Annotated in this window: 25 protein-coding genes and 4 tRNA genes; 21 read left to right on the top strand and 8 right to left on the bottom strand. The window is 39.2% G+C overall.

Annotated elements, in window-relative coordinates; translation table 11 throughout:
* Positions 1-19 precede the first annotated feature (19 nt).
* The 4 genes from ACFSR6_RS10510 (at position 20) to blaB1PEDO (ending at position 3,233) form a co-directional block, all read left to right on the top strand.
* The gene (locus ACFSR6_RS10510; protein WP_379078446.1) at positions 20-1,153 is read left to right on the top strand and encodes a histidine decarboxylase; all 1,134 of its coding nucleotides are present in this window, start codon (positions 20-22) and stop codon (positions 1,151-1,153) included.
* A 77-nt stretch (positions 1,154-1,230) separates the two neighbouring features.
* Positions 1,231-1,827, top strand: coding sequence for a short chain dehydrogenase (locus tag ACFSR6_RS10505; RefSeq protein ID WP_379078444.1), 597 nt, complete (start codon positions 1,231-1,233; stop codon positions 1,825-1,827).
* A 118-nt stretch (positions 1,828-1,945) separates the two neighbouring features.
* A complete protein-coding gene (locus ACFSR6_RS10500; RefSeq protein ID WP_379078442.1) occupies positions 1,946-2,452 on the top strand; it encodes a GNAT family N-acetyltransferase in 507 nt (168 codons plus the stop codon).
* Positions 2,453-2,522: 70 nt separating this feature from the next.
* On the top strand, positions 2,523-3,233 hold the full coding sequence (blaB1PEDO, locus tag ACFSR6_RS10495; protein WP_379078440.1) for a PEDO-3 family subclass B1 metallo-beta-lactamase: 711 nt from the start codon (positions 2,523-2,525) through the stop codon (positions 3,231-3,233).
* A 23-nt stretch (positions 3,234-3,256) separates the two neighbouring features.
* Here blaB1PEDO and ACFSR6_RS10490 read toward each other — a convergent pair whose 3' ends face one another.
* The 4 genes from ACFSR6_RS10490 to era form a co-directional block, all read right to left on the bottom strand.
* Positions 3,257-3,766 (bottom strand): GNAT family N-acetyltransferase, encoded by a 510-nt coding sequence (locus ACFSR6_RS10490; protein WP_379078438.1) that lies wholly within the window; start codon positions 3,764-3,766, stop codon positions 3,257-3,259.
* A 264-nt stretch (positions 3,767-4,030) separates the two neighbouring features.
* Entirely contained in the window at positions 4,031-5,332 is a 1,302-nt protein-coding gene (der, locus tag ACFSR6_RS10485) for a ribosome biogenesis GTPase Der (protein WP_379078436.1), read from the bottom strand.
* 154 nt (positions 5,333-5,486) lie between these two features.
* On the bottom strand, positions 5,487-5,993 hold the full coding sequence (locus ACFSR6_RS10480) for a TlpA family protein disulfide reductase (RefSeq protein ID WP_379078434.1): 507 nt from the start codon (positions 5,991-5,993) through the stop codon (positions 5,487-5,489).
* 15 nt (positions 5,994-6,008) lie between these two features.
* Positions 6,009-6,905 carry a GTPase Era gene (era, locus tag ACFSR6_RS10475; protein ID WP_379078432.1) on the bottom strand — a complete coding sequence of 299 codons (897 nt, stop codon included), beginning with the start codon at positions 6,903-6,905 and terminating at the stop codon, positions 6,009-6,011.
* Positions 6,906-7,018: 113 nt separating this feature from the next.
* Here era and ACFSR6_RS10470 point away from each other — a divergent pair.
* The 3 genes from ACFSR6_RS10470 (at position 7,019) to ACFSR6_RS10460 (ending at position 7,705) form a co-directional block, all read left to right on the top strand.
* Positions 7,019-7,094 (top strand) — tRNA-Met (locus ACFSR6_RS10470).
* A gap of 75 nt (positions 7,095-7,169) precedes the next feature.
* Positions 7,170-7,241, top strand: a tRNA-Glu gene (locus ACFSR6_RS10465).
* 338 nt (positions 7,242-7,579) lie between these two features.
* Positions 7,580-7,705 carry a hypothetical protein gene (locus tag ACFSR6_RS10460; RefSeq protein ID WP_379078430.1) on the top strand — a complete coding sequence of 42 codons (126 nt, stop codon included), beginning with the start codon at positions 7,580-7,582 and terminating at the stop codon, positions 7,703-7,705.
* 46 nt (positions 7,706-7,751) lie between these two features.
* Here the strand turns inward: ACFSR6_RS10460 and ACFSR6_RS10455 are convergent, their stop codons facing one another.
* Positions 7,752-8,366 (bottom strand): hypothetical protein, encoded by a 615-nt coding sequence (locus tag ACFSR6_RS10455; protein WP_379078428.1) that lies wholly within the window; start codon positions 8,364-8,366, stop codon positions 7,752-7,754.
* A gap of 404 nt (positions 8,367-8,770) precedes the next feature.
* Here ACFSR6_RS10455 and ACFSR6_RS10450 point away from each other — a divergent pair, with 404 nt between their 5' ends.
* The 8 genes from ACFSR6_RS10450 to ACFSR6_RS10415 all read left to right on the top strand — a co-directional run bounded on the left by ACFSR6_RS10450 (position 8,771) and on the right by ACFSR6_RS10415 (position 14,826).
* Positions 8,771-9,289 (top strand): RNA polymerase sigma factor, encoded by a 519-nt coding sequence (locus ACFSR6_RS10450; RefSeq protein ID WP_379078426.1) that lies wholly within the window; start codon positions 8,771-8,773, stop codon positions 9,287-9,289.
* 243 nt (positions 9,290-9,532) lie between these two features.
* A complete protein-coding gene (locus ACFSR6_RS10445) occupies positions 9,533-11,173 on the top strand; it encodes a PAS domain-containing sensor histidine kinase (RefSeq protein WP_379078424.1) in 1,641 nt (546 codons plus the stop codon).
* Between the two features lie 45 nt (positions 11,174-11,218).
* Positions 11,219-11,866 carry a response regulator transcription factor gene (locus tag ACFSR6_RS10440; protein WP_379078422.1) on the top strand — a complete coding sequence of 216 codons (648 nt, stop codon included), beginning with the start codon at positions 11,219-11,221 and terminating at the stop codon, positions 11,864-11,866.
* Between the two features lie 286 nt (positions 11,867-12,152).
* Complete coding sequence (locus ACFSR6_RS10435) at positions 12,153-12,626, top strand: response regulator (RefSeq protein WP_379078420.1); 474 nt, start codon at positions 12,153-12,155, stop codon at positions 12,624-12,626.
* Positions 12,627-12,925: 299 nt separating this feature from the next.
* Complete coding sequence (locus ACFSR6_RS10430) at positions 12,926-13,447, top strand: YciE/YciF ferroxidase family protein (protein WP_379078418.1); 522 nt, start codon at positions 12,926-12,928, stop codon at positions 13,445-13,447.
* A gap of 330 nt (positions 13,448-13,777) precedes the next feature.
* A tRNA-Met gene (locus ACFSR6_RS10425) sits at positions 13,778-13,850 on the top strand.
* A gap of 78 nt (positions 13,851-13,928) precedes the next feature.
* Positions 13,929-14,000, top strand: a tRNA-Glu gene (locus tag ACFSR6_RS10420).
* 196 nt (positions 14,001-14,196) lie between these two features.
* Complete coding sequence (locus ACFSR6_RS10415; protein ID WP_379078416.1) at positions 14,197-14,826, top strand: DUF6624 domain-containing protein; 630 nt, start codon at positions 14,197-14,199, stop codon at positions 14,824-14,826.
* A 194-nt stretch (positions 14,827-15,020) separates the two neighbouring features.
* Here ACFSR6_RS10415 and ACFSR6_RS10410 read toward each other — a convergent pair whose 3' ends face one another.
* From ACFSR6_RS10410 to ACFSR6_RS10400, 3 genes are all read right to left on the bottom strand, one after another.
* Entirely contained in the window at positions 15,021-16,370 is a 1,350-nt protein-coding gene (locus tag ACFSR6_RS10410) for a Dyp-type peroxidase (protein WP_379078414.1), read from the bottom strand.
* Positions 16,371-16,477: 107 nt separating this feature from the next.
* Positions 16,478-17,020, bottom strand: a complete 543-nt coding sequence (locus ACFSR6_RS10405; RefSeq protein WP_379078410.1) for a hypothetical protein — start codon at positions 17,018-17,020, stop codon at positions 16,478-16,480.
* A gap of 148 nt (positions 17,021-17,168) precedes the next feature.
* Positions 17,169-17,405, bottom strand: a complete 237-nt coding sequence (locus ACFSR6_RS10400) for a DUF2147 domain-containing protein (RefSeq protein ID WP_379078408.1) — start codon at positions 17,403-17,405, stop codon at positions 17,169-17,171.
* A 113-nt stretch (positions 17,406-17,518) separates the two neighbouring features.
* Here ACFSR6_RS10400 and ACFSR6_RS10395 point away from each other — a divergent pair, with 113 nt between their 5' ends.
* The 6 genes from ACFSR6_RS10395 to ACFSR6_RS10370 all read left to right on the top strand — a co-directional run bounded on the left by ACFSR6_RS10395 (position 17,519) and on the right by ACFSR6_RS10370 (position 26,231).
* The gene (locus tag ACFSR6_RS10395) at positions 17,519-18,079 is read left to right on the top strand and encodes a Crp/Fnr family transcriptional regulator (RefSeq protein WP_379078406.1); all 561 of its coding nucleotides are present in this window, start codon (positions 17,519-17,521) and stop codon (positions 18,077-18,079) included.
* 243 nt (positions 18,080-18,322) lie between these two features.
* Positions 18,323-18,844 carry a GNAT family N-acetyltransferase gene (locus ACFSR6_RS10390; RefSeq protein WP_379078404.1) on the top strand — a complete coding sequence of 174 codons (522 nt, stop codon included), beginning with the start codon at positions 18,323-18,325 and terminating at the stop codon, positions 18,842-18,844.
* A 198-nt stretch (positions 18,845-19,042) separates the two neighbouring features.
* Positions 19,043-19,633 (top strand): RNA polymerase sigma factor, encoded by a 591-nt coding sequence (locus tag ACFSR6_RS10385; protein WP_379078402.1) that lies wholly within the window; start codon positions 19,043-19,045, stop codon positions 19,631-19,633.
* Between the two features lie 73 nt (positions 19,634-19,706).
* A complete protein-coding gene (locus ACFSR6_RS10380; protein ID WP_379078400.1) occupies positions 19,707-20,861 on the top strand; it encodes a FecR family protein in 1,155 nt (384 codons plus the stop codon).
* Between the two features lie 104 nt (positions 20,862-20,965).
* Positions 20,966-24,634 carry a SusC/RagA family TonB-linked outer membrane protein gene (locus ACFSR6_RS10375; RefSeq protein WP_379078398.1) on the top strand — a complete coding sequence of 1,223 codons (3,669 nt, stop codon included), beginning with the start codon at positions 20,966-20,968 and terminating at the stop codon, positions 24,632-24,634.
* 13 nt (positions 24,635-24,647) lie between these two features.
* Positions 24,648-26,231: a RagB/SusD family nutrient uptake outer membrane protein gene (locus ACFSR6_RS10370; RefSeq protein ID WP_379078396.1), complete on the top strand. Its 1,584-nt coding sequence runs from the start codon at positions 24,648-24,650 to the stop codon at positions 26,229-26,231.
* Positions 26,232-26,236 lie beyond the last annotated feature (5 nt).

The following is a 26,236-nucleotide window of genomic DNA, read 5'->3' as shown; positions in this document are numbered from 1 at the left end:
GCCTGTAAATCATATTTTTATGGAAACAAACAGATTACAGGCAGAAGATCAGGAGGTTTTAGACCATTTGTTAGAAAAAGTTAAGGAGCAAACGGGATTGTTTCTTGGTTATCCCGTTTCTAAAGACTTCGATTATCAAACCCTGTATGATTTCTTAAAATACCCGATGAACAATCTGGGCGATCCTTTTGTGGCTTCCACATACGGCGTTGGATCGCGTGAGCTGGAAAAAGAAGTAGTACAATTTTTTGCCGAACTGTTTCGTGCCCCTAAAGATAACTGGTGGGGCTATGTAACCAACGGCGGCTCAGAAGGTAATCTTTACGGACTGTACCTTGCCCGCGAACTGCATCCAAAAGCAATGGTTTATTATTCTGAGGCCACCCATTACAGTGTACAAAAAAACCTGCATTTGCTCAATATGGGCAACATCGTAATCCGTACACAGGAAAATGGCGAAATCGATTATGAAGATTTGGAATATACCATCAGGATGAACCGCCATATGCCCGTAATCATTATGGCCAATATTGGCACTACCATGACCGAAGCCCGTGATGATGTGGCTAGGATTAAAGCTATATTAAAAAAACTAGCCATTCAACATTATTATATCCATGCTGATGCGGCGCTTTCCGGTACCTACAGTGCATTAATTGAACCAAGACCAGCATTTGATTTTGAAGATGGCGCAGACAGCATTGCCATTAGCGGCCACAAATTTTTTGGCTCGCCAATGCCTTGCGGAGTAGTAGTTGCTAAAAAATCGAACCGCGACAGGATTGCCCGTTCGGTAGCCTATATTGGCAGTGTTGATACTACCATTACCGGATCGAGAAATGGCCATAGTCCTTTATTTTTATGGCACACCATTAAACGTTTGGGGATACCAGGTTTAAAAAGCAGGGCCATGCACAGCTTAGCAACTGCAGCTTATACCGAAATGAAACTTAAAGAGATCGGTATTGCTGCCTGGCGAAATCAGGATGCCATTACTGTAAATTTCCCAACCCCATCTGCAACGATCTGTAAAAAATGGCAACTAGCCGCAGAACAAGGGCATTCGCATATTATCTGCATGCCAAATGTAATGCAATCGCATATCGATCTGTTGATTGCCGACCTTGAAGCTGAAATGATATTGAGGGATTGACTTTATAAAAACATTTCAATAAGCACAACTGTTTAACCCGATACTAAATTAGTTTTTATACATTTAAACAGGTCTAGATGAAAATAATAATTGTAGGTGCAACAGGCACACTGGGCAAAAGGGTGGCTGAAGCTTTTGCACAAAAACACGAGATAATCCGTGTAGGAAATACCAAAGGCGATGTTCAGGCAGATATTACCAATGAAGCATCCATTAAAAATATGTTCGAGCAGATTGGCACTTTCGATGCCCTGATCAGTACCAGCGGAAAAGGTCCTTTTGTGCCCGCAAGTAAGATGACAGGAGAAGTATTTAAGGATGGCCTGCTGGATAAATTATTGGGCCAGGTTAATCTTGTGCTTATCGGTCAGCATTACATTAATAAAGGGGGCTCATTCACATTAACTTCTGGTATACTGGCCGAACATCCTGTTGCTGCAGGTGCAGCACTGAGTGCCATAAACGGTGGTTTAAATGCATTTGCTCTGGCTGCTGCTCCGGAACTCGAAAATGGGATACGCATAAACGTTATCAGCCCTAACGTGGTCGAAGATTCACCGGCTTATTTCGATGCCTTTCCAGGTGAAATTCCCGTTACCATGGAGAAAGTAGTTAAAGCTTATGAGAAAAGTGTATTGGGCATTGTAACAGGCCAGGTAATAAAGGTTTATTGATTAGGTCAGGCGTTTTGAAAAAATCTGAAAACTCCGTTTTTTTTAATAAAAGCTTATTATAAAATTTTGTTTATTAAAAACCCAAAGCTTTATATTGGCCTAACCAAGAAACCCGAGCATGATAGAAACAGAACGCCTCATTTTAAGACCGTTAACACATGATCAGCTTTTAAAATATATTAAAGATGACCATTCTTTAGAACAGGAGTTTGGCCTTTTGCCAACCAAGAAAAACATTTCTCCTTCTCTTAGAGATGCTTTGGAACAAACGATTTTACCTAACGTTTTTGACAAGGACAAGGATTATCTCTACCATACTTTATGGACAATTATATCTAAACCCGACCATAGAATGGTAGGTGATATCTGCTTTGTTGGGGAGCCTGATCCAAACGGAGAAATCGAAATAGGTTATGGCACTTATGAGGAATTCAGGGGTAAAGGTTTTATGACTGAGGCCGTGGGAAGATTGATAGCATGGGCCAGGGAACAACCCAAGGTGAAATCGGTTTTTGCCGCTACAACCAAAGATAACGTGGCTTCTTATTCTGTTTTAGAAAAAAACAACTTTATCCATATTGAGGAGGTTGATGACATGTTAAGCTGGAAAATTGAATTGAAGTAATTTAAATCAATTGCATCCGTTTGCATTGAAAGCATTTACCTTTCTTGAATCGATTATTAAAATTTACCCTATGCGTCACCTTTTTTCCTTTTTATTTTGTCTATCTGCATTTGTTTCTTTTGGACAAAATCCAAAATTAAAAATCAAACATTTAACCGGCAATCTATATACCTATACCACATACAACACCTATAAAGGTACCTTAACGGATGCAAATGCCGTGTATCTGGTTACCAATAAAGGTGTTGCCGTAATCGATGCCCCTTGGGATAGCACACAATTCCAGCCATTTTTAGATAGTATACAGGCCAAACACCACCAAAAAGTGGTGCTGGCCATTGCCACACATTCGCATGGCGACCGTGCAGGAGGCTTAGCATTTTTTAAAAGCAAGGGTATAAAAACATATACCAGTAAATTAACCGATGAGATATTGAAAACCAACAAGGAACCACGAGCCGCTTATGCTTTTACCAACGATACCACTTTTACAGTAGGACAGTATAAAATAAACACCTATTATGCCGGCAAGGGGCATACAAAAGACAATTTGGTAGTGTGGTTTCCAAAAGACAAAGTTTTATTTGGCGGCTGCCTGATTAAAAGCACTGAAGCTGATAACCTGGGCTATGTTGGAGAGGCAGATTTAGCCGCATGGCCAAAAAGCATCGAAAAGTTAAAGCAGAAATATCCAGACACCAAATTTGTTATTACAGGGCACGATGCATGGGGCAATCGTGAATCTTTAGATCATACACTAAAGCTTTTGAGGGAGAAATAAAGGGCCGAACAGATTTTTGGTCTTTATAGTGCGATCTCAAACAGACTTAAACTGATTCCTTCATAGTGCTTAGGTAGCCCGTTGGTTCTATCCATGGTTACTAGCCCAACATAATCAAAGCCACAACCTGTATAATATTCGAGCAGTTTTTTATTATCTGCCCAGGTGTCCATTCTGATAAATTTAAGACCCTTCTTCATGGCGTAATCTTTTGCCCATTTGATAATTTCCTTTACAAAAGCATAACCCCGGAATTCGGGATGGGTTACAATTCTGTGAATATAAATCGCATCCTGATCGCGCACTCCCCAAATTAACGGATCGTTAAACGTAACGGCAAATACACAGGCTACTACCCCATCAACAAGAATTTTATATTGGCGGTTTTCATCGATTTCGGCCTGCACCATTTCCCGGCCAAAGCCTTGCCAGTGTTTGTTAAATACTTTCTTTTGATAGGCAATAGCCATGTCATAAAACCCGAAAATGATATCGATATCAGCCGCCTCGCTGTTTAGAACTTGTAACTGCATAAACAAAGGTAAGGGTAAATTTTATCTCCCCGTTGATTGGGGATTTGGAATTTAGTCTTTCGTGGATTTCAAATCCACAGAAACAGCATGCCGAGATTACAAATCTCAGCGAACAAAGGCGTATTGCCAGTAATTAAATGATTCTTCACTGCGTTTAGAATAACAAAAAACAAAACAGGGCTGTTTCTTTTAAGAAACAACCCTGTTTTAATTGTTGAGTATCCCTACCTTAAACCTTCCTCCTTTAACTCCTTCACACCTAACCTATTTTTGCCTGAAATAAATCTGGATAGGAGCACCGGAAAAATCGAAGTTTTCCCTTAATTTATTCTCCAGGAAACGTTTATATGGATCTTTGATGTACTGTGGCAAGTTGCAGAAAAAGGCAAACATTGGCGAAGTTCCGTTAATCTGCGTGATGTATTTAATCTTAATATGTTTTCCTTTTAATGCCGGTGGCGGGAATTTATCGATCAGCGGCAACATTACATCATTTAATTTAGATGTAGGAATTTTCTTACTACGGTTTTTGTAAACATCCAAAGCCGCTTCAACAGCTTTAAAGATACGCTGTTTGTTTAGTACGGAGGTGAAAATGATCGGCACATCGGTAAACGGACGGATACGCTCCTGAATCTCATCTTCGAAAGCTTTCATCGTTTGTGTATTTTTTTCGATCAGATCCCATTTGTTTACCAGGATTACAATACCTTTTTTGTTCTTCTCGGCCAGGTGGAAAATATTGATATCCTGACTTTCAATCCCTTCTACCGCATCGATCATTAATACCACAACATCGGCTTCTTCTAAAGCTTTAATGGTACGCATTACGGAATAAAACTCCAGGTTTTCTTTAACCTTGGTTTTTTTACGTAATCCGGCAGTATCAATCAGCATAAATTCGTGACCGAATTGATTATAGTGGATTTTAATAGAATCGCGGGTTGTACCGGCATTTGCGGTAACAATATTACGTTCTTTACCAATCAATGCATTAACCAGGGAAGATTTACCTACATTCGGACGCCCAGCAATGGTAATTTTAGGCAACTGGTTTTCTTCTTCCTGGATATCTTCGAAATTTTTAACAATCTCGTCCAGTAATTCGCCCGTTCCGGAGCCTGTCATTGACGATAAAGGGTATACCTCACCTAATCCGAAACCATAAAAAGTATGTATTTCGTTATACAAAGCGGTATTATCCACTTTATTTGCGCAAACAAAAACTGGTTTATTACTTCTGCGCAATACCTGAGCAATATCGTCATCTAAATCGGTAATGCCTGTTGTTACATCTACCATAAAGATCAATACAGTAGCCTCTTCTATGGCAATCATTACCTGTTCGCGGATAGCAGCTTCATAAACATCTTCAGAGTTGGCTACATAACCACCGGTATCGATTACAGTAAATTGTTTATCAATCCACTCGCCCACACCATAGTGCCTGTCGCGGGTTACACCGCTCATGTCATCTACAATGGCCTTACGGCTTTCTGTTAATCTATTAAAAAGGGTACTCTTACCTACGTTCGGCCTGCCTACGATAGCTATAATATTACTCATGGGTGTTCTTTTGATAGTTAATGGCTATAGTTAATGGTCGTGGTGTTCAGGCAAGCTGCTCAAACTAATTGGCTATCAGCCATTGACTATCAACTACTAACCGATTTATTTCGGGCTGCAAAGGTACGGTTATTTTTCGTAACCTCTATTAATATTAATTTTTATACTTTTCTAAAAGTCCTTTTATTACTTCTTCGGTTAATTGGTTTCCCTGCAATAACGGGAAGCCCTCCCACCTTACAATTCCTTTCGGATCGATAAGGATAGCATGCGGAATGCCCTTAACCTGAAGCGAGTCTTTTACTACTCCCTTAGTATCTATGGCTTCGAAATAGTCGATCTTTGGATTATCAAAAGCTTCTACTTTTTCTGCAGTCTCATCAGAAAGCCCGATAATAGCCAGTTTATCCGCATATTTTTTCTGAAGGTCGTTCAAGGTCGGAATATAAGCCCGGCAAGGCCCACACCAGGTTGCCCAAAAATCGATCAGTACAAATTTTCCTTTGGTATCGGGCTGTTTTGAAATCCATTTCTCCACAACCAGGTCTGGTGCTTTTTCATTCAGGATTGATTTAGCCCACAATCTTTTACCATTGTTTGATTCCTGGGCGGCAACAACCGCACTCAAAAACAACAAAAAGATGGTTATGCTTTTCTTCATCCTTAAAAATCGAAATTAATTATCGTATCCGAAACTTTTTAAGTAGTTCTTTTTACTTCTCCAATCGGGAATAACCTTAACAAACAATTCGAGGAATACCCTGGTATCTAAAAACTTCTCGATTTCGAGCCTGGCTTCTGTACCTACTTTCTTTAACATGCTGCCACCGGTACCAATCAGGATATTTTTCTGCGAATCGCGCTCCACCACCACTTCGGCACTGATGCGCACCATTAAACCCTTACCGTTTTTAAGCGGCTCTTCTTTAAAACTCTTTACAATAACCTCTGTACTGTAAGGAATTTCTTTCTGGTAGTTTAAAAATATCTTTTCACGTACAATTTCAGAAACAAAGAAACGCTCAGAACGGTCGGTTAAATCTTCCTTATCATAGTATGGCGGATGCTCAGGCAACATTTCCAAAACACGGTCAAGCAAACCATTAACATTATGCTTATGTAGTGCAGAAATAGCGTAAATGGCAACCGGATTTAATTTTTCGTTCCAGTAAGCAATTTTCGCATCCACCTGCTCTTGCGTAGCCTGATCGATCTTATTAATTAAGACAATTGTTGGAATATTATGGTTCAGGATTTTCTCCAGAACGTCATCTTCATCGTGCTCCTCATTAATGTCAGTTACAAACAAAAGTACGTCGGCATCGGTTAAAGATCCGTTAACAAAGCTCATCATACTTTCTTGTAAACTGTATTTTGGCTTAATTATACCTGGTGTATCAGAGAAAACGATCTGATATTCTTCTTCATTCACAATACCCAAAATACGGTGCCTCGTGGTTTGCGCCTTAGGGGTTATAATACTAAGCCGCTCGCCTACAAGCACATTCATGAGGGTAGATTTACCTACATTTGGTTTACCTATTATACTAACAAAACCTGCTTTATGCGCCATTAAAATATTTTTTAAAAAAAATTTGCAGTACAAAGAAACGAATTATATCTTTGCATTCCAATTCGGAAACAGCGTTAAGGATTTAATTCAAGATAAAAACGAATTGTATAGAATGCGGGGTGGAGCAGTTGGTAGCTCGTCGGGCTCATAACCCGAAGGTCGCACGTTCGAGTCGTGTCCCCGCTACCAATTCAGTTGGGAGTTGAGAGTTTTTAGTTGGGAGTTACTCCAAACTAACAGCTCCAAAGTCAAAACTAAGATTATGGCCCGTTCGTCTAGGGGTGAGGACGCCAGATTTTCATTCTGGAAACAGGGGTTCGATTCCCCTACGGGCTACATAACCGGAATTTATTCCAAAAATTACAGGGCTGCTCCAAAAAGAGCGGCCTTTTTTATTTCAATTTCAATACATTATTTCAAATAACCTCATTCACGTAGGGATTTCTGCAGATGAAATTTGCTCATGTGATCTGGTTTTTGTTTTCAGGTCTACACCTCCTCATTGCCATATTGGAAATAAAACAATATCTTTATGATTAATTGGATTGTCATAACCATGGCAGGTTTTGATTTGCGCTTTTATGTTACCGGTCATTTGCAACAAGGTTAATCTAAATTTCATGTACATATTCGCTTTCGTCATTCTGATAACTTTCTCTAAAAAGATAAATGACATGGTAAGAGATCTTAGAAGAAAAGATATGGGTAAACTAAAAGCAGATGGCTTCTTTTTAATGCTGATGATCATAACTGTACTATTGGTTTACCTGGCACTTTCGAAATTCAGCCCTAATGTTTAAGTTACAGCCAATCACCTAATTATTACCTGATCTATCTTTTTTTGACTCAGGCTGAATACCCATCCAAAAGGCCTTTTACCAGCATTTTCCATTGTGGGTAAGAAAGTCCGAATTTAGCAGCCAGGCCCACAATAAGATTACGCCCCCTATCTAACAACTTACCTTCTGAAATATTAGGCAGTTCATTTCTACCGTGTTCTTCGGCTGTTATTATAGCGCCTTTTCTCCTGATCAGGAAAGTGGAAGTCGCCTCATCTTGTAAGAAATGTGCTGCAACTCCTTCATCTGATAAGGGAAATTCGGCTGGTCTGACCCGCATGGCCAAAAATTGTTCGTCTGCTTTGTTTTGAGATACGATTTCCTCGATTTTAACCCAATCATAGCCTGCTCCTGATGAAGGCTCCGGACCAGGAATATCAATGCGGATATAATCTCCTTTTTCAGCTTTGCGGGCAACTTTAGATCCGCCCGCATCAAATAATACAAATGCAGACATGCCCGAAATTTCTCCCCAGCTGTTTACAGCCAATAAACGATCGCTCGCTAACTCGAAACACTTTTTCGCAGCTATTTCATCTGACGCCACCCTCTCCTCCACCACATCCATCTGGCTACCTTTTTCCTGCTCAGGAATTACCGCTTCTGCTTTTTTCGATTTCATATTGGAGTCCTCCTGCTGTAAAAACCATCCCGAATGGTTAAAAGTTTGCAATTATGATCCTGACGATCTTTTTAAGACAAAAAAATCACCAGGCACTGAAGCTGGTAGATGTCCTGATTTGGTGCCCGGTAAATAACTATACTGTAGCGCATGGCACGTATAAATACGGGGAATGATATAAATACCCTAAATGTAAAAAGCCTAAACCAATACTCCATAAAGTTGTAATTAATAGGAATATAAATGATAATATGATATTAAGATCAAATGCATTTGTAATCGCATTAATGTTTCAGCGAAAAACTGTCACCAAAGCAAAAACAATAAATTAATTGCCATAAATAAACAAGACACATGAAAACATAAATACAAAATATTTACCTCATCACCCTAAATCTAAACTTATGAACAGAACAGAATTCAGTAAACTCGTCATTATTAATTCAAGCTCTTTACAAATGCACGCTATGCAATTTACCAAAGACCTGGATGATGCAAATGATCTTGTGCAGGATACCCTGGTAAAGGCCATTCGTTTCTTTCATAAATTTCAGGAAGGCACCAATCTGAAGGGCTGGTTGTTTGTAATTATGCGTAATACCTTTGTTAACCAGTACAGAAGCGACAGCAGGAGAAAATCCATAATAAGCAATGAGGAGGAAATTAACGATTCAAGCCTCAACCATAGCGCCGAATATAATGCAGCAGAGAACAAGCTGTTAATGGACGATATTAATAAGGCACTTTCAAAGTTACCCAATCAGTATAAAATTCCTTTTATCAGGCATTTTGAGGGTTATAAATATTGTGAAATTGCAGAAGAACTGGATCTGCCCCTGGGCACTATTAAAACGCATATCCACCAGGCTAGAATTATGCTCAAGAAACAGCTTAAGCGTTATTCGATAAGCCATAGCGGGTAATAAAAATGGCCTGTTGTAAATACCCCGTTCCTGGCTTTACAGTACCACTGGTAAAGAAATAAATAATGAACAGAACTTTTTTCTCTTGAAGTTGTTATAACTGGCATATAAGTCTTTTAGCTGGAATAGGCCCTCGCATTGCTACCAGGTCCAACACTGCATCAGCATTTTAACGCCATTCGAAAAAACAGGAAATAAAATTGAGTCACACTCAATAGGATTATTATTAATAATGTTTTGATTTTGAGGCTAAAAAAAACACGAAGAAAAGGACTGAGTAAAATCTCGAAAGAAGCAATTTTAACAGCACTCCGTTTAAGGGCAGAACAATTATCGGTTAAACAGCATGAATCTGACGACCAAAGGGGGACCGGAGAAATTGCAGCCTTATTAAATGAGCTGGAAATCCACGAGCTTGAACTGGAGATGCAAAAGGATGAGCTTAAGGCATCTTACAAGACTACAGAAATGGAGCATTCCAGATTCGTTGATTTTTTTGATTCTGCTCCGATCAGTTATTTCATATTAGATGATCAATGCGTTGTTAAAGAACTCAATCACGTTGCTTCTGAATTACTCGGGCAACAAAAATGGGAGGTTAAAGGCAGGCATTTTCCTTACTGGTTATTACCGGATGCACGGGAAGATTTTTATGAATTTATAAAAAAGATTAAATATTCAGACGGAAGAGACCGCTATGAAACAAGATTAAAAACAAGAGAAGAAAAGGTACTTTTTGTTCAGGTTGGTGGCACGGCAATAAAAAATCCTGGTACAGAGCAAATAGATTATTACATTACCTTAACCGACATTACGGAATCTAAAAATGTAGCCCAAAGCCTTAAAGATACAACCGAAAGGTTAAATCAAATACTTAAGGCATCACTTATGGGTACCTGGGGAATCTGGCCAAAGCAAAATCGGGTTTTCCTCGATGAATTCAGTAAAAATATATTACTAATTAACCACCAGGAGTTTAATAATACTACTGAAGCACTTTTAAAGCTGATTGTACCGCAAGACCACCAAAAAGTATATTCTATCTGTAAAATAAACGATTGTTCAAGGGAAGTAGACCTGGAGTTAGGTTTGCGAACCCAAAAGAATGAGCAGGTAACCATCCTGGTTAAAGGCAAAGAGGTTATTTCAAATGAAGGGGAGCATTATTTCACGGGTATTTTACTGGATATTTCGGAAAGGAAACGTTCAATTGCAAAAGAATATGAAGATAAAAGTGAGCAGCAACGGCTTTTAATCCAGGCTTCAATCAATGCCCAGGAAAAGGAGAGAAATAAAATCAGTGCTGCTCTTCACGATAGCATTTGCCAATTGCTTTATGGCATCCGCTTTAATTTCCATCGTTTAAAAAAAGTGGAATACCAGCAAGAAGAACTTAATCATATTACCATTTTAATTGACGAAGTTATCAGGGAGATCAGGGCGATCTCTTATGAGCTCACTCCCTCTATCCTTAAAGATTTTGGCTTTACCGCAGGTATAAAAGAAATGGCAGAACGGCTTAGCCACGAGACCTTCAAAATCAGCTGTAAAATAAATCATAACGCCGATAATTTACCTGCCAATGTGCAACTCTATATATTCCGGATTATACAGGAATTATTGAACAATAGCATAAAACATGCAGCAGCAAGTGAAGTTCAAATTACAGTATGCCTTGAAAATAACTTAGCCAGTATAGTGTTTTCAGATAATGGAAAAGGTTTTGAAGAAGATATTGATTTAGCCTTGCGCAAAGGTTCGGGGCTCAGGGGAATCAAAAACAGGGTATCGATGCTGAACGGAGAACTTAACATCTATAACCAGGCCGGTGCAAAGTTTAGGTTATCTTTTAACTTTTCAGATTTTAATGAAGTTTTTCCATGATAAATAAAGATGAAGCTAAATATTTTTTAACCTAAATAATAGAAATTGAAAATCATACTCGCAGAAGACCATGTTATTGTACGCAATGGCATTAAGATACTACTTGAGTCGCAGCCAGAAATTTCAGTAGTTGCTGAAGCAGCTAATGGTCTTGAAGTACTCTCCTACTTTGAAAATGGTGGCGACGGAGATATCGTACTTGCTGACATCAATATGCCGGAAATGAATGGTATCAGTCTGACAAAAGAACTCAATTTTTTGAAACCACAGGTGCATGTAATTATACTCTCCATGCTGGATAATGAAAAATATGTAGCTCAGGCTTTTATGGAAGGGGCATCGGGTTATTTACTAAAAAGTATTGGAGAAGATGAGCTTTCCTTTGCACTTAAATGGGTTTCAAAGGGAGGGCAATACCTTTGTGCTGAATTATCTCAAAAACTATTGGGGCAACTCATTAAAAATGCATCAAGACAAGCCGAAGAACAGAACATGCAAATCGATTTCTCACTAAGGGAAATGGAAGTGCTCAACCTTATTGCAGAAGGTTATACCAACAACGAAATGGCCGATAAGCTTTTTCTAAGCAAACGGACTGTTGAAGGGCACAGACAAGCGCTGATAGATAAAACCGGGTCTAAAAATACAGCTGCGCTGATCAGGTTTGCAATCCAAAATGGTTTCCTTCATTAATTAAATCAGCTCAAGAGATGCTTTCATCAGCTGGTGCTCTTCAGCAAGAAATTTTCCTGTTTTTTACCTGTACAATAACTTTACTGCGTCTGCAATTTCGACCGCAGCTATAAAAACCACAAGAAGAATAATGAAACTGAAATCACGATAATCTGATTTTCATCTGTAAAAACCTATAATACTTCCTGAATTTCCTTAAAATCCGTATTAATTCCCTAAATAACGGGTATTTGTTACGTTTCAAGAGCTAAATGATAACCTTAAATTTATATTATATCTATAGCCCATGAAAATAAATCACTCAATATCGCCCCCAGCCTTTACCGGGACGCAATTAGGAAAAAAAATCCTGCTGATTGAAAATGATTTGCCATTGCGCGAACTTTTGATAGAAATATTCGTCGATTACCACTTTATCGTAAAAGGTTTTGAATATACAGAGAACCTGTATGAACTGGCCGTACGTTTTAAACCCGATATCATTATCCTCGATTATCTGCTTCCAAAAATAAATGGCGATGAACTTTGCAGGCAAATAAAGACAAAAGCCTCAACAGCCACCATTCCAATAATCCTTTTTTCAGCTTTTAATAATGCAGTAAAATCAAACGAAACCCGCAATTGGGATGCTTTTCTTGCCAAACCTTTTGATTTGGATGTACTAATCAACACGGTTAAAACACTAATTTTTAAGCAAAAAAGCAAAAATAAGCTGCATTCTTCTTCTCGCACACATAGGCCTTACCTAAATCCTTTGTAAAACTAATGTATTTGTAGCAAACCGTTTTACAAGACTTTTGATAGAAGCGGTAAGTTTCATGATTAAAAAAGCATATAATTTATCCTGTATCCCTTTAATTGAATCCTGTTTAGTTTAACTGAACTGATCATACCCTTGTGTTCTACAGTTTTTTATAAATGCCGGGCAGTAAAAAGCGCATCGCATTGGAAATATTCAAAAGGCAGACGTATTAAATACGTGATTATATTTTTCCCTAAACCTTTTTAAAAAAGTGGCTGTTCTTTCATTAAACAATTATTCATTTAAACAAAAACGATATGGCAAATCAAAAAAACAATGCAGAAATGCCGAATGCGCATCTGCACGAACTATTTGTAGATGAACTGAGAGATATTCTTGGTGCAGAAAAGCAGCTTCTAAAAGGATTAAAAAAACTTGCCGGAGCTGCCGAAAGTGAAAAAGTCAGAGAAGCTTTTGAAACACATTACAACCAGACAGAGGGCCAGATAGAGCGTTTAAAAGAAGTATTTTCTTCAATTGATCTCACGGCAAGAGGAAAAAAATGTAAAGCAATGGAGGGACTTTTAGAAGAGGCAGATGAAATAATTGAAAGTTTTTCTGAACAACCTGAAGTGCTGGATGCAGCACTGATCTCTGCCGCTCAAAAAGTAGAGCATTACGAGATTGCAAGCTATGGCTGTTTGGTTACTTATGCCAAATTAATGGGGCATACAGATGCAGAACAATTGTTGGCAGCAACACTTGCAGAAGAAAAAGATACTGATGCGCTGCTTAGTGAAATAGCGATGAGTGAAGCTAATGTAGGAGCAACTGCTTAATTTCATCAACCAAATTATTTTGCCCCCTTTCGGCCGATTTTCAAGGATAGCGGAATTGACTATGGCTCAAAGCCATTGATCGCTATTTATTTTGGCCAAAAGGGGTTAATAGTTTTGGCTTAGCAGGTACCTTACCTTTCGGAAGTTTTGCTTAGCGGTATCTCTATCATTTTTTTAAAGAAAAATAAAAACTTAGGAGCAACAAAAATAATTCACTAAAAATCAAGCAGATAATTCAAAACACCAAATAAAAATCCGTGAAGTCTTTTGAAAGCTGAAAATAATATATACTTTTGCACTCCCTCAAACAGAGGGTTGATTAAGATAAAGTGCGGGGTGGAGCAGTTGGTAGCTCGTCGGGCTCATAACCCGAAGGTCGCACGTTCGAGTCGTGTCCCCGCTACCGATTCAGTTGGGAGTTGAGAGTTTTTAGTTGGGAGTTACTCCAAACTAATAGCTTCAAAGTCAAAACTAAGATTATGGCCCGTTCGTCTAGGGGTGAGGACGCCAGATTTTCATTCTGGAAACAGGGGTTCGATTCCCCTACGGGCTACAAACGGAAATTATTTCCCAAAACAGAAAAGGGTTGCTCCAAAAGAGCAACCCTTTTTTATTCGCTATCAGCTAGCCTTTCCATTTGAGTAGAAACAATTAGCTTAAGAAATGACCTGACAGGTTAGAATGTGAATCCTACCGCTTTTTTACAGAAAGCTTGTAACATCCACCTATATTATTTTGTCATATTGAACATGAAGTATTGTTATATCACATTATTGAGTTTGTTAGCTGTAACTGCCTGCGCCCAGGTCAACCCGCGTTTGGCAAAGACTATTGACAGTTTATACCAGGAAGATCAGGCTGTACAACTGAAATTAAAAGCTATGAGTGAAAGAAACGCGCCGAAGGACAGCTTAAAACTGCAGGATTCCTTGAAGAAACAAACTTATGTACGTGGTATACAAGCTGCCAAAGCGATCTATAATCAATATGGATATCCGACAGCGCAGATGGTAGGTGCAGATGCCGCGCACCATTTCTTTGTCCTGATCCAACATGCAGATAGTGACCCAAAATTCCAGGTAACGATGTTACCTGTACTCGACGAGCAATCTAAAAAAGGCAACATTACCCGTAAAGACTACGCCTATTTATATGACCGCGTACAGCGGAATACCGGCGGCAAACAATTATATGGCACCCAGCCAAGTTATGATAAAACCGGTAACCTGTTCGATGCCAACAATAAGATCATCTTTCCAGCAGACCTGGCCGATCCTCAACACGTAGATGATAGGCGAAAGGAAGTGGGGCTGGAACCCTTAGAAAAATACTACGAGGCCATTCTGCAAATGCTGGGCAGGCCCAGAAAGATATCATAATGTGAACAGTCAGTTGTATAATAAGGTTAGCAAACTTATCCAGGATGCCCGCTGCTGGTATTCCAGCAGAGCAATTTAGTTGTCAGATAGCCTTGTTCCTATAGCTTGGCTCTATTTTCGACCAGCAGTTTTTGTCTGAAATTTATCACCTCCTCCCAAGCAAGCCCCTCACTCTCATACATGAAAGAATAAGCCTAAGCTTCACTCATCCATTTAATGGCCCTGATGCCAGGCATAAAAAGATACATGCCGCCCTTTAATGTATTGAAAGTGGGCATTCCAATATAGCGCTTTGGTAAAGGATCAGCAGGCATCGTAAAAGTTCCCTTGCCTTCGTTTAGTCCTATCATAGGATCTTTTTCATTTTTGAGGCTAACAAAGTTTCCGTTGTTCACCCATTCTTTTTGCAAAAATTCAAGGGTCTCCATTGCTTTAGCACTGAATGCGATGAAGTAAAGCCCCCGCTCTTTACCGTCATCATTAGTGCTGCCATTTGGCAATACAGGCCCATAACCTACTCCTTTGCGTATAATGCGGTGCAGGTTCACATCAGACATTACCGCCATTTTACTGTCGCGCGGGTTCATCCGGCGCATATGGCTCGAGTAAGGCACTAACTTACCATTTTGGTCATTGCTGAAATCAAAATCATTGTTCTTCCTGGTATCTGCACCCAATGCCGCATTATCCTTAAAAGGACACATATTGAGTGGTGCTCCGCTGCGCCATCTGCCTACCATCTTTGCAGCAAGCAATTCCTGCTCATCTTTCGATTTTGCTTGTTGGATAAGGTATTTATTGAATGCTGCCACGTGGCTGTGATATTTTCTAAAAATTACAAATGTGCCATTCTTGGCAAATTCCATTGGTTGTGGCATAGGATAATGGTTGCCGGCTTCGTTGACATAGCCCATAATAAATTCACCGGCCTTTATGGGCCGTTCTTTTGAATTTAATTGCACTGCCCCGCTACCTTCAATTTCCGGATTGCTGATGCCATCGCGAAAGCCAAAATGATTGAAATTCCCCTCTATTGGTGTATCAAAATCGGCTTGAAAACGCAATTTAACACCCTTGTGTTTTTTCAATACCCGAAGCGCAAGCACTTTTTTGGAGTTCAGATCATCCATGTCCTTTGCAAAGATGGAAACGGCAATATGGTTACCTTTCGTCTTAAAAACAGCATCCCATTTTTCGGGGGCATTCTCATTGATATCCATTAGTTTTTCGCTGTGGGCAGCCATTCCCTTTTTAAAGGCATCAGGAAAACTCTCCATTGTGGAATGCGGAAGTCCAAGTTTCTTTAACCCCTCGTAAGTAAAGGCAATGGCAAGCCATGCATCATCATTATCCCACCAATTTTTGGCATTGGTAACATAAGGTACTATTTCTTTCAAAAATGCTTTGGCAGATACAGTGTCTAGAATTTCCAAAAAAACATTTACACCGTGATAAGGCAGAGGTCTATCGCGCAACATAATGGCTTGAATATCCTGCAAGTCTATTTTTTCGGCAGTGCGTTTAAATAATTTTTTTAAAAACATAACACTATTAAACTTAGAGAATTTGATGCTCAAAATATTTTGGCAGATCTTCAGCTTCTTGTGAAAACAAAATATATCCTGGCTTCATTGTATTTTTTCTTGAAGCTTTACAATTCCAAAAGTTTGTTTAAGCCATCGCCAATTTTTTCTAATCTCGTGGTGTCGGCAACTGTAAGTTTTGGATGGCTTACAAACCAGGCAGAAGCCGTAATTTGTTTGCTAAGTATAAATTCTTTTACGGTTGGAGATTTAATACCAGGCCAACCTTCAATATTTCCGAAAATTAAATCCATCATCTCCGGTATTTTGGTCGCAAAGTCATTGATATACGTATCCCAATCGCCATCATAGCAAGTACAGAAGAGTAACTTGGTATCGTTTTCTAAAAATACAAAGCGCATATCGTGAAGTGTGCCTACTTTTCTGGCGCCTGTAAGGTTGCCCTTTAATGTTTCAAAAATTAACCGCAGATTTCGGGCCCCATCGGGTTTCAAATCTGTGATAATGGTCAATTCAGAAAGTTCGCCACTACGCAACCCGGCGTCCCCGGCGCTGATTACATCGTGTGCTTTGTCCAGCGGTTCACCAAGAGTAGCTAAATATAATTTCAGCTTTAGTGCCACATCCTGTGTGAGTTGTTTGATATTCATATCCATTGAATTAGAGATAAATAAATTTAACTGAAAGAAATAATTTTCGTACTTACTGCTTTACCCAGTACATGGTTTTTGAAAAAATGCCTTTATGTGCTACTACTTTCAGCTTATTGCCCTGCAGGTAAATTTCGCAGTTGCCTTTCTAGCTGGTTTCGTGGTTTTCTACAGTGCCCTTCCATTCATCTTTTTCAAAGTGTACATTATAAAGCGTTGGACGGCCTTTGGGATCAACACCTGAAAATTTTCCGTTACTAATAGAAATGGTGATAATGACACCATTTTCGGTTTTCCATTTACCTGCAAAATTATCATTGGTGGATTGGGCAAAGCCAATAGCTGTTATAAACATCGCTATAAGGCAGAATAATACTTTCTTCATGATCTATTATTTTAATGATTCTGATACGGCAAAGTAAATTCAAAAAATCTGCAGTGTTTTTAATATATCTTAAAAAATGATTGATAGATTTGCTTTAAACAGATCAGCTTGGGATGGAATTGATAAAATATTTAAGTACAGTAGCAAAACTTTCCCCTAGTGAAGCAGAACACGTAGACCGGTTATTTTCAAAAAAGGAGTGTGCGAAAAATGTATTATTGGAACGGCCGGGAAACTTCTCTAAACAGGTATATTTTATTGAAAAGGGGCTGTTAAGAGCTTTTTATTACAAAGAAGAAAAAGACATCACGCATACCTTCTTTGATGAAGATAGTTTTATAGTGGCTTTTGAAAGCATTTTTTTTAATCGTGCACATCCTTATGGATTGGAGGTTATAGAGCAGTCAAGCGTACGGGCTATTTCTTACGCGCAGCTGGATGCATTATGTAATACCAGCCCTGCATTTAACAACCACAGACTATTTGTTGCCTTAAAGGTTATAAGCCGGTTGTCAGAAAAGATTTATTCTTTACAGTTCCATTCGGCAGGTCAACGGTACAAAGATTTATTAAATACGATGCCAAACATTTTATTGCGTGTTCCATTGGGGCATATTGCTTCCTACCTGGGCATTACACAACAAACATTAAGTGTAATACGGGCGGGAAAATAGAAATGGCATTTTTTTAAGTAAATCTTTAATTGTAAACCTAATAAGCTTCGGAAAAAAGCTTATTATGATTTATTTAAAATGCTGCTACATGGTGAAAAACCAATGCAAAAATATATCGAAGAAGCCAGGTTGCCACAGGCCTGCTGAAATGGCCACCTATAATATTTTCCTTTAGCAACAATATCGATCAATTGGCTCAGACCAAATGCTACTGAGGATTAAGGTATAAATAAAACAAACAGAATGTTAGATGAAATTAATATCAGAACCGAACTAAAGCCAGGAGATTTATCGTATGTGATCTACAAACAAACCCTGCTGTATCAGCAAGAACACAGCCTGCGGATTGAGTTTGAATCTTATGCCTTTGCCGGCATGCATGAATTTTGTGAGAGTTATGATCCTGAAAAAGACAGGGTTTGGGTTTGTGAGCACAAGAAAAAGATCATTGGCTTCATTTTACTCATGCACCGCGAAAATAACGCTTCGCAACTCCGTTTTTTTTATATCGATGTTGAATACAGGGGCATTGGCCTGGGTAAAAAGCTCATGCAGCTCTATATGGATTTTTTCAAAGAAAAAGGTTACCAATCTTCTTATTTGTGGACCTTCCAGGGATTGGACACCGCCATTTCCTTATATACGAGGCATGGCTTTAAACTTACAGAAGAAAAACTATCCAAGGCTTTAGGAAAACTGGTAAATGAGCAACGTTATGATTTATCGATCGATGAAGGAAGCTCTTTCCACCTTAAAGCCGAATAATGCTCCTCGTTCGAATTTTCAACATTTCTATCTAATTTAAGCATTTTTTCACTAATAATAAGGGTCTATATTGACCGTTATACAAGAAATTAAGTTATTTTTTTACTATTTTACAGGTTAATCGGCCACTTTATTCAAAAAAACCTTGCTATAAGTCACTTTTTATATAAATTAGTACAACTAAACGACTGTGGTTAAGTGAAGTCTACACCCATTATTGCTGAAAAGGAATTACTAACTGGACTAAAGGCCGGGGATAAGGTCGCCTTTAAACAGTTATACGAGGTATATTCCGGTAGACTTGCAAGTAAGTTGATTTATCTGTTAAAATCTGAGGAATTAGCCCAGGATGTTTTACAAGATGTATTCCTAAAGATCTGGATCAACCGCGAAATGATCGATACCGAACTCAGTTTTGGTGCATTTCTTTATAAGATAGCTACAAACCTGTCTAAAAATGTAATCCGCAAAAATGTATACGATCAGCTAATGCGCCATCAGATTGGCCAGGAAGAGGTTTACCACCCTATGGAAGAAGGAGATGACGCCGAACAGGCAAAGGCCATTCTGGACCAGGCTATGGATCAGCTTACAGACAGGCAACGGGAAGTTTACACCTTACATAAACTGGAAGGGCTCAGTTACCAGGAAATCAGCGAAAAGCTAAACATCAGTCTTTCTGCCATCAATCATCACATTCAAAAAGCCAATAAACAATTAAAGGCTGTCCTAAAATCGAGGTCATTTGAAATATTTATCCTCCTGCTGCCCAGCTTATTAAAAAAATAATTTAACAAGGGGTGCTATTTTTTCTTTTTCATGTGTATTCTACTTAAAAGGGCACAATCTCCCCTAGTTTAACATGAACAAACCAAGCAGAATTAACCTTTTATTTGACCAGTATCTTAACAATACCATCGCTGAAGATGAATTGGCCGAGTTATACCAATATTTTGAGGATAAGGGGCATGGGGCACAATTAGATGAAATAATCGGCCAGTATTTTGATTCGACATTACATACTGCTCATATAAAGTCTAAAGAAATTGGAGATTTAGCCTGGCAGGAAATTGCTCAACAGATAGAAGATACAGCACCGGTTAAAAAGCTAAGGTTATTTTCAATGTTCAAATTCGTGGCCGCAGCAGCTGCAATCGTGATTTTATTCTTCAGCATCTTTTACATCTATCAATTAAATCATACTCAGCACAATATCAGAATAGCTGCAGCCCATGATATTCCACCGGGAACCCATCGGGCAACATTACAGGCTGCCAATGGAAAGGTATACCAGTTAGTTGGCAGCAAAGAAGAAATTATTGCTGGCGAAAAAGCGATCCGTTATAAGGATGGTACTGTGCTGGAAACAGAAGCTCATGTCGAAACCTTTACTTTAAGCACACCAAAAGGTGGCCAATACCGCATTACCTTAAATGATGGTACCAAAGTATGGCTGAATGCTGCCTCATCACTTTCTTACCCAAGCCAGTTTACCGATAAAGAAAGACGTGTAGTGGTTCAGGGAGAAGCCTATTTTGAGGTAGCGCATAATGCCCGGAAACCTTTCATTGTCAGCACCGGAACGCAAGAAATAAAGGTATTGGGAACTATTTTTAATGTTAATGCCTATAAAAACGAAGGGATGACGGTTACCACCCTTGTTAATGGCCGGGTGCAACTCAATAGCCCAAATATTTCAAAAGCAGCATATTTGAACCCGGGAGAACAATCCGTACTTGACCAAAATACTTTCCGAATTACGCCCGTAGATGCAAGTTTTTACACCGCCTGGAAAGACGGAGAGTTCATTTTTAAAGCTACTCCGATTACCGAGGTACTCCGCCAGATTGAGCGCTGGTACAACCTGGATATTGATTACAGCGGCATACCTGAAGATATCCAGATCCACGCTTCCATACAGCGCGATAAACCTTTATCTGCCGTACTCACTGCGCTCGAAAAAATCACCAATCTAAAATTTGAAATTAAAGGAAGGAGCATGAAGCTGATGAGATAAACTGTACTAAACAGGCTAAACCAGGGTAAGGACAAAACTAATCCATCCCGTAGCCTGAAACCTAAAACCAATCAACAACCAATAACCAACAAACTAATCACATTATGAACGATTTCCTTTTTCGTAAGGAGTATAGCGGGCGTATGCCCAACCATGAAATTGATGGCAAGGTGGCCAAGACTGATCTGTCATTTTCTTTTCAATGGATCATCATTTTATTTTTTCTATTCGCTATTTCATTTTCAAACCAGGTACAGGCACAAACTGTAACTCTTGATCTCAAGAACGCGACAATTATTAAGGCAACAACAGAAATAAGGAAGCAAACCAAGTATGATTTCACCTATAACGATCTCATATTAAAGAAAGCAAAACCTGTTACCATAAAACTCGTTAAAGAACCGCTGAACAGCGCATTAAAAAAGTTGTTTTCAGGTCAGGATCTTGATTATGAAATCAAAGATCGGATCATCATTATTACGGAAAGAAAGGCTAGCGTGGCTAATGATAATAACACTTTGAATAGTCCCGTAAACGGAAGTGTAACCAATGAATTTGGTAAGCCGATGGAGGGTGTTACCGTAAGGGTGAAGGGTACAAAGTTCTCTACTCAAACTGATAATAGTGGTCATTTTACCATTCCTGCTCAATATGCAAGCAGTATGCTTGAAATTAATCATTTGGGGTATTATCATTTGGAGATTCCTGCACAACGGGCACGTGTAGTTTCACTTAAAATATCTGCATCCGATTTAAAGGAAGTCCTGGTCAGAACAGGTTATGAGGAGATTAATAGCCGTCAGCTAACCAGTTCAGTCTATACTGTTAAAGCCGAAGACATTCTTACACCCGGTGTTAATACCATTGATAAGCTACTGGAGGGAAGGGTACCTGGTCTGGTTTTTATGCAAAACTCAGGACAGGTTGGCGCTGCACCAAAGATTAGGATCCGTGGAACATCCACCATTTTAGGCAACCGCGAACCGCTGTGGGTTCTGGATGGAATCGTACTCCAAGATCCTGTAAACATCGATCCTCAATCTATTAACGATTTAGATTTTGTAAACTTATTAGGTAACGCCATTGCAGGATTAAACCCTGAAGACATTGATCAGATTGATGTGCTTAAGGACGCTTCTGCGACAGCTTTATACGGAGCCAAAGCAGGTAACGGTGTAATTGTAATTACTACAAAAAAAGGCAAACCTGGTAAACCAACTATTTCTTATTCGGCCAATACTACTTTCAACAGACGCCCGCGTTATTCTGACCAAAACATGTATATGATGAATTCTCAGGAGCGTATGGATGTTTCGCAGGAAATGGTAGAAAGAAGAATGCAATACAATAATATTACGCAGTTTTCTGGCTATGAGGATGTACTTCAGCAATATTATAAAGGAACCATCAATTATGATGAATTTAAACGCCAGAAAGATTACTATGCCAATGTCAATACAGACTGGTTAGGTTTGATCACTCAAGATTCCTATTCTCAAAATCATACCTTAACCCTTTCCGGAGGTTCTAACCGAATTAAGTTTTATTCTTCCTTAGGTTATTTAAATGAGAATGGAACAATTAGGGGAGAATATAACAAGCGCTATTCATCAGTGGTAAACGTAACCGCTGATTATGATAATTTTCTGGCTCAGGTAAGTTTTGCAGGTAACTATTCTTCGAGAAATTATTCTCCTTCTGATCTAGGTATCATGAATTATGCCTATAACACCAGTAGAACCCTGCCTGCTTACAATCCAGATGGCAGCTATTTTTATTATCCGGTTACCACCCCTTCAGGTCAAATCTTTAATTACAATATCCTGAAAGACAAAGAATACAGCGCTGATCATACCGATTTGCTTGCGAGTAACCTGAAAGCCTTAATAAGACTTAAAATTACCCCTAAGTTTAATTTGGAAGGTACCTTTGCTTATGCCATCAGCAACAACGACAGGCAATTATATTACACAAAAGATTCTTACTACATCAATAAACTTCGTGCTGATTTTAGCTTAAGAAGTGATTTGGCTCCGGTGGGGGGTGAGTGGACAAAAAGTGAAGTCCGTAATAACAACTATACAGGCCGTTTACAGGCAAACTATGCAACCACCTTTGGTGCTGAAAAAAGACACTCCCTTACCATTTCAGGAGGTACGGAAATAAAATCAAATGAATATAATGGTTTTGACATCACAAGAAGAGGATATTTCCCGGAAATGGGTGGTTACTTTGATATTGTACCGACTACTTATTCAGGATATTATAACCAATGGATGTCTACCAAGGCTGCTTTAGGATCATTCAACAGGCAGCTTACAAACGAATTTGCCTGGTACGGTACAACTGGGTATTCTTACCATGATAAATATATTTTCAATTTCCATTTACGTGGTGAACAATCTAACCTTTTCGGAACACGTTCAAATAATAAATTGCTACCTATTTACGCTTTTTCTGGTAGGTGGAACATGAGAGAAGATGTAGCCAGAAATACTTCGTGGATAAGTGATCTGGCCTTAAAGGCATCTTGGGGCTGGCAAGGCAATATGCTTCCGGGGCAGTCGCCATATATGATCATTAAACAAAATCCATCTACAGATCCTTATTATAATTCTCCATCTGCAACTATTTCTAATTATCCAAATCCTGACCTCACATGGGAAAGAACGTCTTCATCCAACGTTGCGCTAGATTTCGCGCTATTTGGCAATAAAGTAACCGGATCTGTGGGTTATTTCTATAAAAGAACTCAGGATGCCTTTCTGAATAAAACAGTATCAGAAATCAATGGTGTCCAATCTTACGTCATCAACAGCGGTACAATAGAAAATAAAGGGGTTGAAGTAGCTTTAAGTGTTACGGCCATTAATAATGTGGGTTTGGATAAGACTAGACGCGGTTTTGTTTGGCGTTTTGATCCGCAATTGGGCCAGGTGCTGAATAAAATTATTAACCAAGCCATTAACAACAGAAATAACGTACTTATAGACAACATCAGTTACGCCAATTACCTTAGCGGTAATGTTCAGCTGGCTGGTAAACCTATCAATACCTTTTATTCTTACAAGTTTAAAGGTTTGAGCCCTGTTGACGGTTCGCCCATTTTCTATGGGTTAGAAGCTGAAAAATCAGCAGAATATCAAAAACGTTATTTGGCTATGGATCGGCAAGACGTTTACATGGAAATCATGAGTGAATCAGGTCGTCGCGAGCCTTATATTCAGGGTGGCTTATCCAATTACTTTGGTTATAGAAATTTTGGATTATCCTTTAACCTCACTTATTCATTAGGAAACAAAATCCGATTGATGAAAATTGCTTCGGGTTATGCCACAACCAGTGCCTATCCGCAGCAGAACCTGCGTAAAGAATTTGTATACCGTTGGCGCAGGCCAGGTGATGAAGCTTATACCAACATCCCAGGTCTTCAGGTATCTGCTAATGTAATTAATCCATGGTGGTCAAACTATCCGATAAGTAGCCTTCAATTAGGCGGTAGTGCTTACGATATGTACGATAATTCTGATATCAGATTGGTGAGCGGAGATTACTTAAAATTACAATCGGCATCTTTCCGATACAATTTTTCAGAATCTTTAATGCGTAAATTAAAATTGAGTTCGGCCTATGTTAGCCTTACCGGCACCAATTTATTCACCCTTAGCAGCAAAATGTTAAAGGGACAGGATCCAACTCAATCAGGCTCTACACCAAACATCAATCTATCCATTAGACCTACTTATACCGCAAGTCTTAATGTTTCATTTTAAAAGAAAACAAGCTATGAAATATCTTTTAACCCTTTTAACATGCCTCCTGCTCCTGAGCTCTTGCAGCAAGTTTTTGGAAGAATATTCTACAGATCAGAAATACCTGGAAACCACCGATGACCTGAACAAGGTGATGATTGGCGAGGCTTTCATGAATAATGTATATAGTTTATCTTTTTATAATCCAGCAACCATGGGCAATATCGCTTCAGAGACCGACTTTTCTGCCCCATGGCTCCATGTGATGGATGATGATAGCGAAGCATTTGTACTTGGAGCTGCTGACAGAGATCAGTCTACTCCGCTTTACATGCTTTCTGGCTTTCACAACTGGGGGCAAAATCCAGCAGTTAATATTTCGGGCTTCGCCTGGACCGATGTAATGTGGAAAAAAGTCTACAAACGCATTGGCGCCATCAATGCGCTAATTTATCAAGGTTCACAAATTGCTACAAAAAATCCAACGGATGCAAACCTACAACATTTACGTGGCGAAGCCTATTTTCTTCGGGCCTATTACTATTTTTTATTGCAAAATATCTACGGATCTCCTTATCGTAAGGCAACTGCTTCAACAGATGAAGGAGTGCCATTAAAGATTTCAGAAAAAGTAGAAGATATCTATTTCAAAAGAACCAATAACGAAACCGTGTATAAACAGATTGAGGAAGATCTAAATCAAGCTGCAGATTTACTTCAAGGTTACAATCCTACAACTAAAATCAGGGTAGGTATTGCGGCTGTTAGATGTTTACAAAGCCGGGTATATCTGTTTACCGAACAATATGATAAGGTATTGCAAGTAACTAATGGGTATGACAATATGGGTTACAGCATCATTGATTTAAAGCGTTATGTGGCAAAGAGTAACTTTACTTATCGCAGCTCTACAGAAACCATATTCACCATGGGAACAAATTCTATTCCCGCCGTTTTTCCCAACGATTCTTTAGCATCTTATGCTCCCGTGAATCGTCTTGCATCTAGTTTTAAGGCTTCTGATAATCTGATCCAGAGCTTTAGCACTAACGATCTTCGATTGAATGCCTGTTTTATGCTATCGGCAAAAAGCAAAGCATATCTTCCGGCTAAATGGCGTACCTGGTCAACCTACAATGATCCTGAGCAGGTATCTTGCATCTTTTCTTTCCGTTTGCCAGAAATGTTGCTTAACCGTGCAGAAGCGCAAGCCATGCTTGGTGCAGATGGTGAGGCATGGAGCGAAATTCAGAAACTGCAGGCTATGCGCTTTAACAATAATGGAGGTAGCCAGCAACCGGCATCTAACCAGGCACTGGTTAATTTTATCCGGGATGAACGTAGGCGGGAATTTTGCTTTGAAGGGCATCGTTGGTTCGATTTGAGGCGGTACGAGGTCAATTCAAAGTATCCGCTTGGTGAAGGTTTTACCATTAAACACCCTACTTACAGTTATGATGCGCAAACCAATACTTACACCCGCGCAGGCAGTTATGTTTTAAATTCTATTGCCCAGGATGCCGCAAGCTGGCAAGTACCCATCCCTAATTATGCTATAGAATTTAACAGGGGATCGTTAACTAACCCAATTCGCAGCATCCGTAATATTCAACCTTAACTTGA

This window comes from Pedobacter vanadiisoli (genome assembly GCF_042684385.1).
GTDB lineage: Bacteria > Bacteroidota > Bacteroidia > Sphingobacteriales > Sphingobacteriaceae > Pedobacter > Pedobacter vanadiisoli.
This window is presented reverse-complemented; position numbering and strand designations above follow the sequence as displayed.

Coding starts and splice junctions, on each gene's coding strand:
- ACFSR6_RS10510 (WP_379078446.1), top strand. CDS start 20: ATGGAAACAAACAGATTACAGGCAGAAGATCAGGAGGTTTTAGACCAT.
- ACFSR6_RS10505 (WP_379078444.1), top strand. CDS start 1,231: ATGAAAATAATAATTGTAGGTGCAACAGGCACACTGGGCAAAAGGGTG.
- ACFSR6_RS10500 (WP_379078442.1), top strand. CDS start 1,946: ATGATAGAAACAGAACGCCTCATTTTAAGACCGTTAACACATGATCAG.
- blaB1PEDO (WP_379078440.1), top strand. CDS start 2,523: ATGCGTCACCTTTTTTCCTTTTTATTTTGTCTATCTGCATTTGTTTCT.
- ACFSR6_RS10490 (WP_379078438.1), bottom strand. CDS start 3,766: ATGCAGTTACAAGTTCTAAACAGCGAGGCGGCTGATATCGATATCATT.
- der (WP_379078436.1), bottom strand. CDS start 5,332: ATGAGTAATATTATAGCTATCGTAGGCAGGCCGAACGTAGGTAAGAGT.
- ACFSR6_RS10480 (WP_379078434.1), bottom strand. CDS start 5,993: ATGAAGAAAAGCATAACCATCTTTTTGTTGTTTTTGAGTGCGGTTGTT.
- era (WP_379078432.1), bottom strand. CDS start 6,905: ATGGCGCATAAAGCAGGTTTTGTTAGTATAATAGGTAAACCAAATGTA.
- ACFSR6_RS10460 (WP_379078430.1), top strand. CDS start 7,580: ATGGTAAGAGATCTTAGAAGAAAAGATATGGGTAAACTAAAAGCAGAT.
- ACFSR6_RS10455 (WP_379078428.1), bottom strand. CDS start 8,366: ATGAAATCGAAAAAAGCAGAAGCGGTAATTCCTGAGCAGGAAAAAGGT.
- ACFSR6_RS10450 (WP_379078426.1), top strand. CDS start 8,771: ATGAACAGAACAGAATTCAGTAAACTCGTCATTATTAATTCAAGCTCT.
- ACFSR6_RS10435 (WP_379078420.1), top strand. CDS start 12,153: ATGAAAATAAATCACTCAATATCGCCCCCAGCCTTTACCGGGACGCAA.
- ACFSR6_RS10430 (WP_379078418.1), top strand. CDS start 12,926: ATGGCAAATCAAAAAAACAATGCAGAAATGCCGAATGCGCATCTGCAC.
- ACFSR6_RS10415 (WP_379078416.1), top strand. CDS start 14,197: ATGAAGTATTGTTATATCACATTATTGAGTTTGTTAGCTGTAACTGCC.
- ACFSR6_RS10410 (WP_379078414.1), bottom strand. CDS start 16,370: ATGTTTTTAAAAAAATTATTTAAACGCACTGCCGAAAAAATAGACTTG.
- ACFSR6_RS10405 (WP_379078410.1), bottom strand. CDS start 17,020: ATGAATATCAAACAACTCACACAGGATGTGGCACTAAAGCTGAAATTA.
- ACFSR6_RS10400 (WP_379078408.1), bottom strand. CDS start 17,405: ATGAAGAAAGTATTATTCTGCCTTATAGCGATGTTTATAACAGCTATT.
- ACFSR6_RS10395 (WP_379078406.1), top strand. CDS start 17,519: ATGGAATTGATAAAATATTTAAGTACAGTAGCAAAACTTTCCCCTAGT.
- ACFSR6_RS10390 (WP_379078404.1), top strand. CDS start 18,323: ATGTTAGATGAAATTAATATCAGAACCGAACTAAAGCCAGGAGATTTA.
- ACFSR6_RS10380 (WP_379078400.1), top strand. CDS start 19,707: ATGAACAAACCAAGCAGAATTAACCTTTTATTTGACCAGTATCTTAAC.
- ACFSR6_RS10375 (WP_379078398.1), top strand. CDS start 20,966: ATGAACGATTTCCTTTTTCGTAAGGAGTATAGCGGGCGTATGCCCAAC.
- ACFSR6_RS10370 (WP_379078396.1), top strand. CDS start 24,648: ATGAAATATCTTTTAACCCTTTTAACATGCCTCCTGCTCCTGAGCTCT.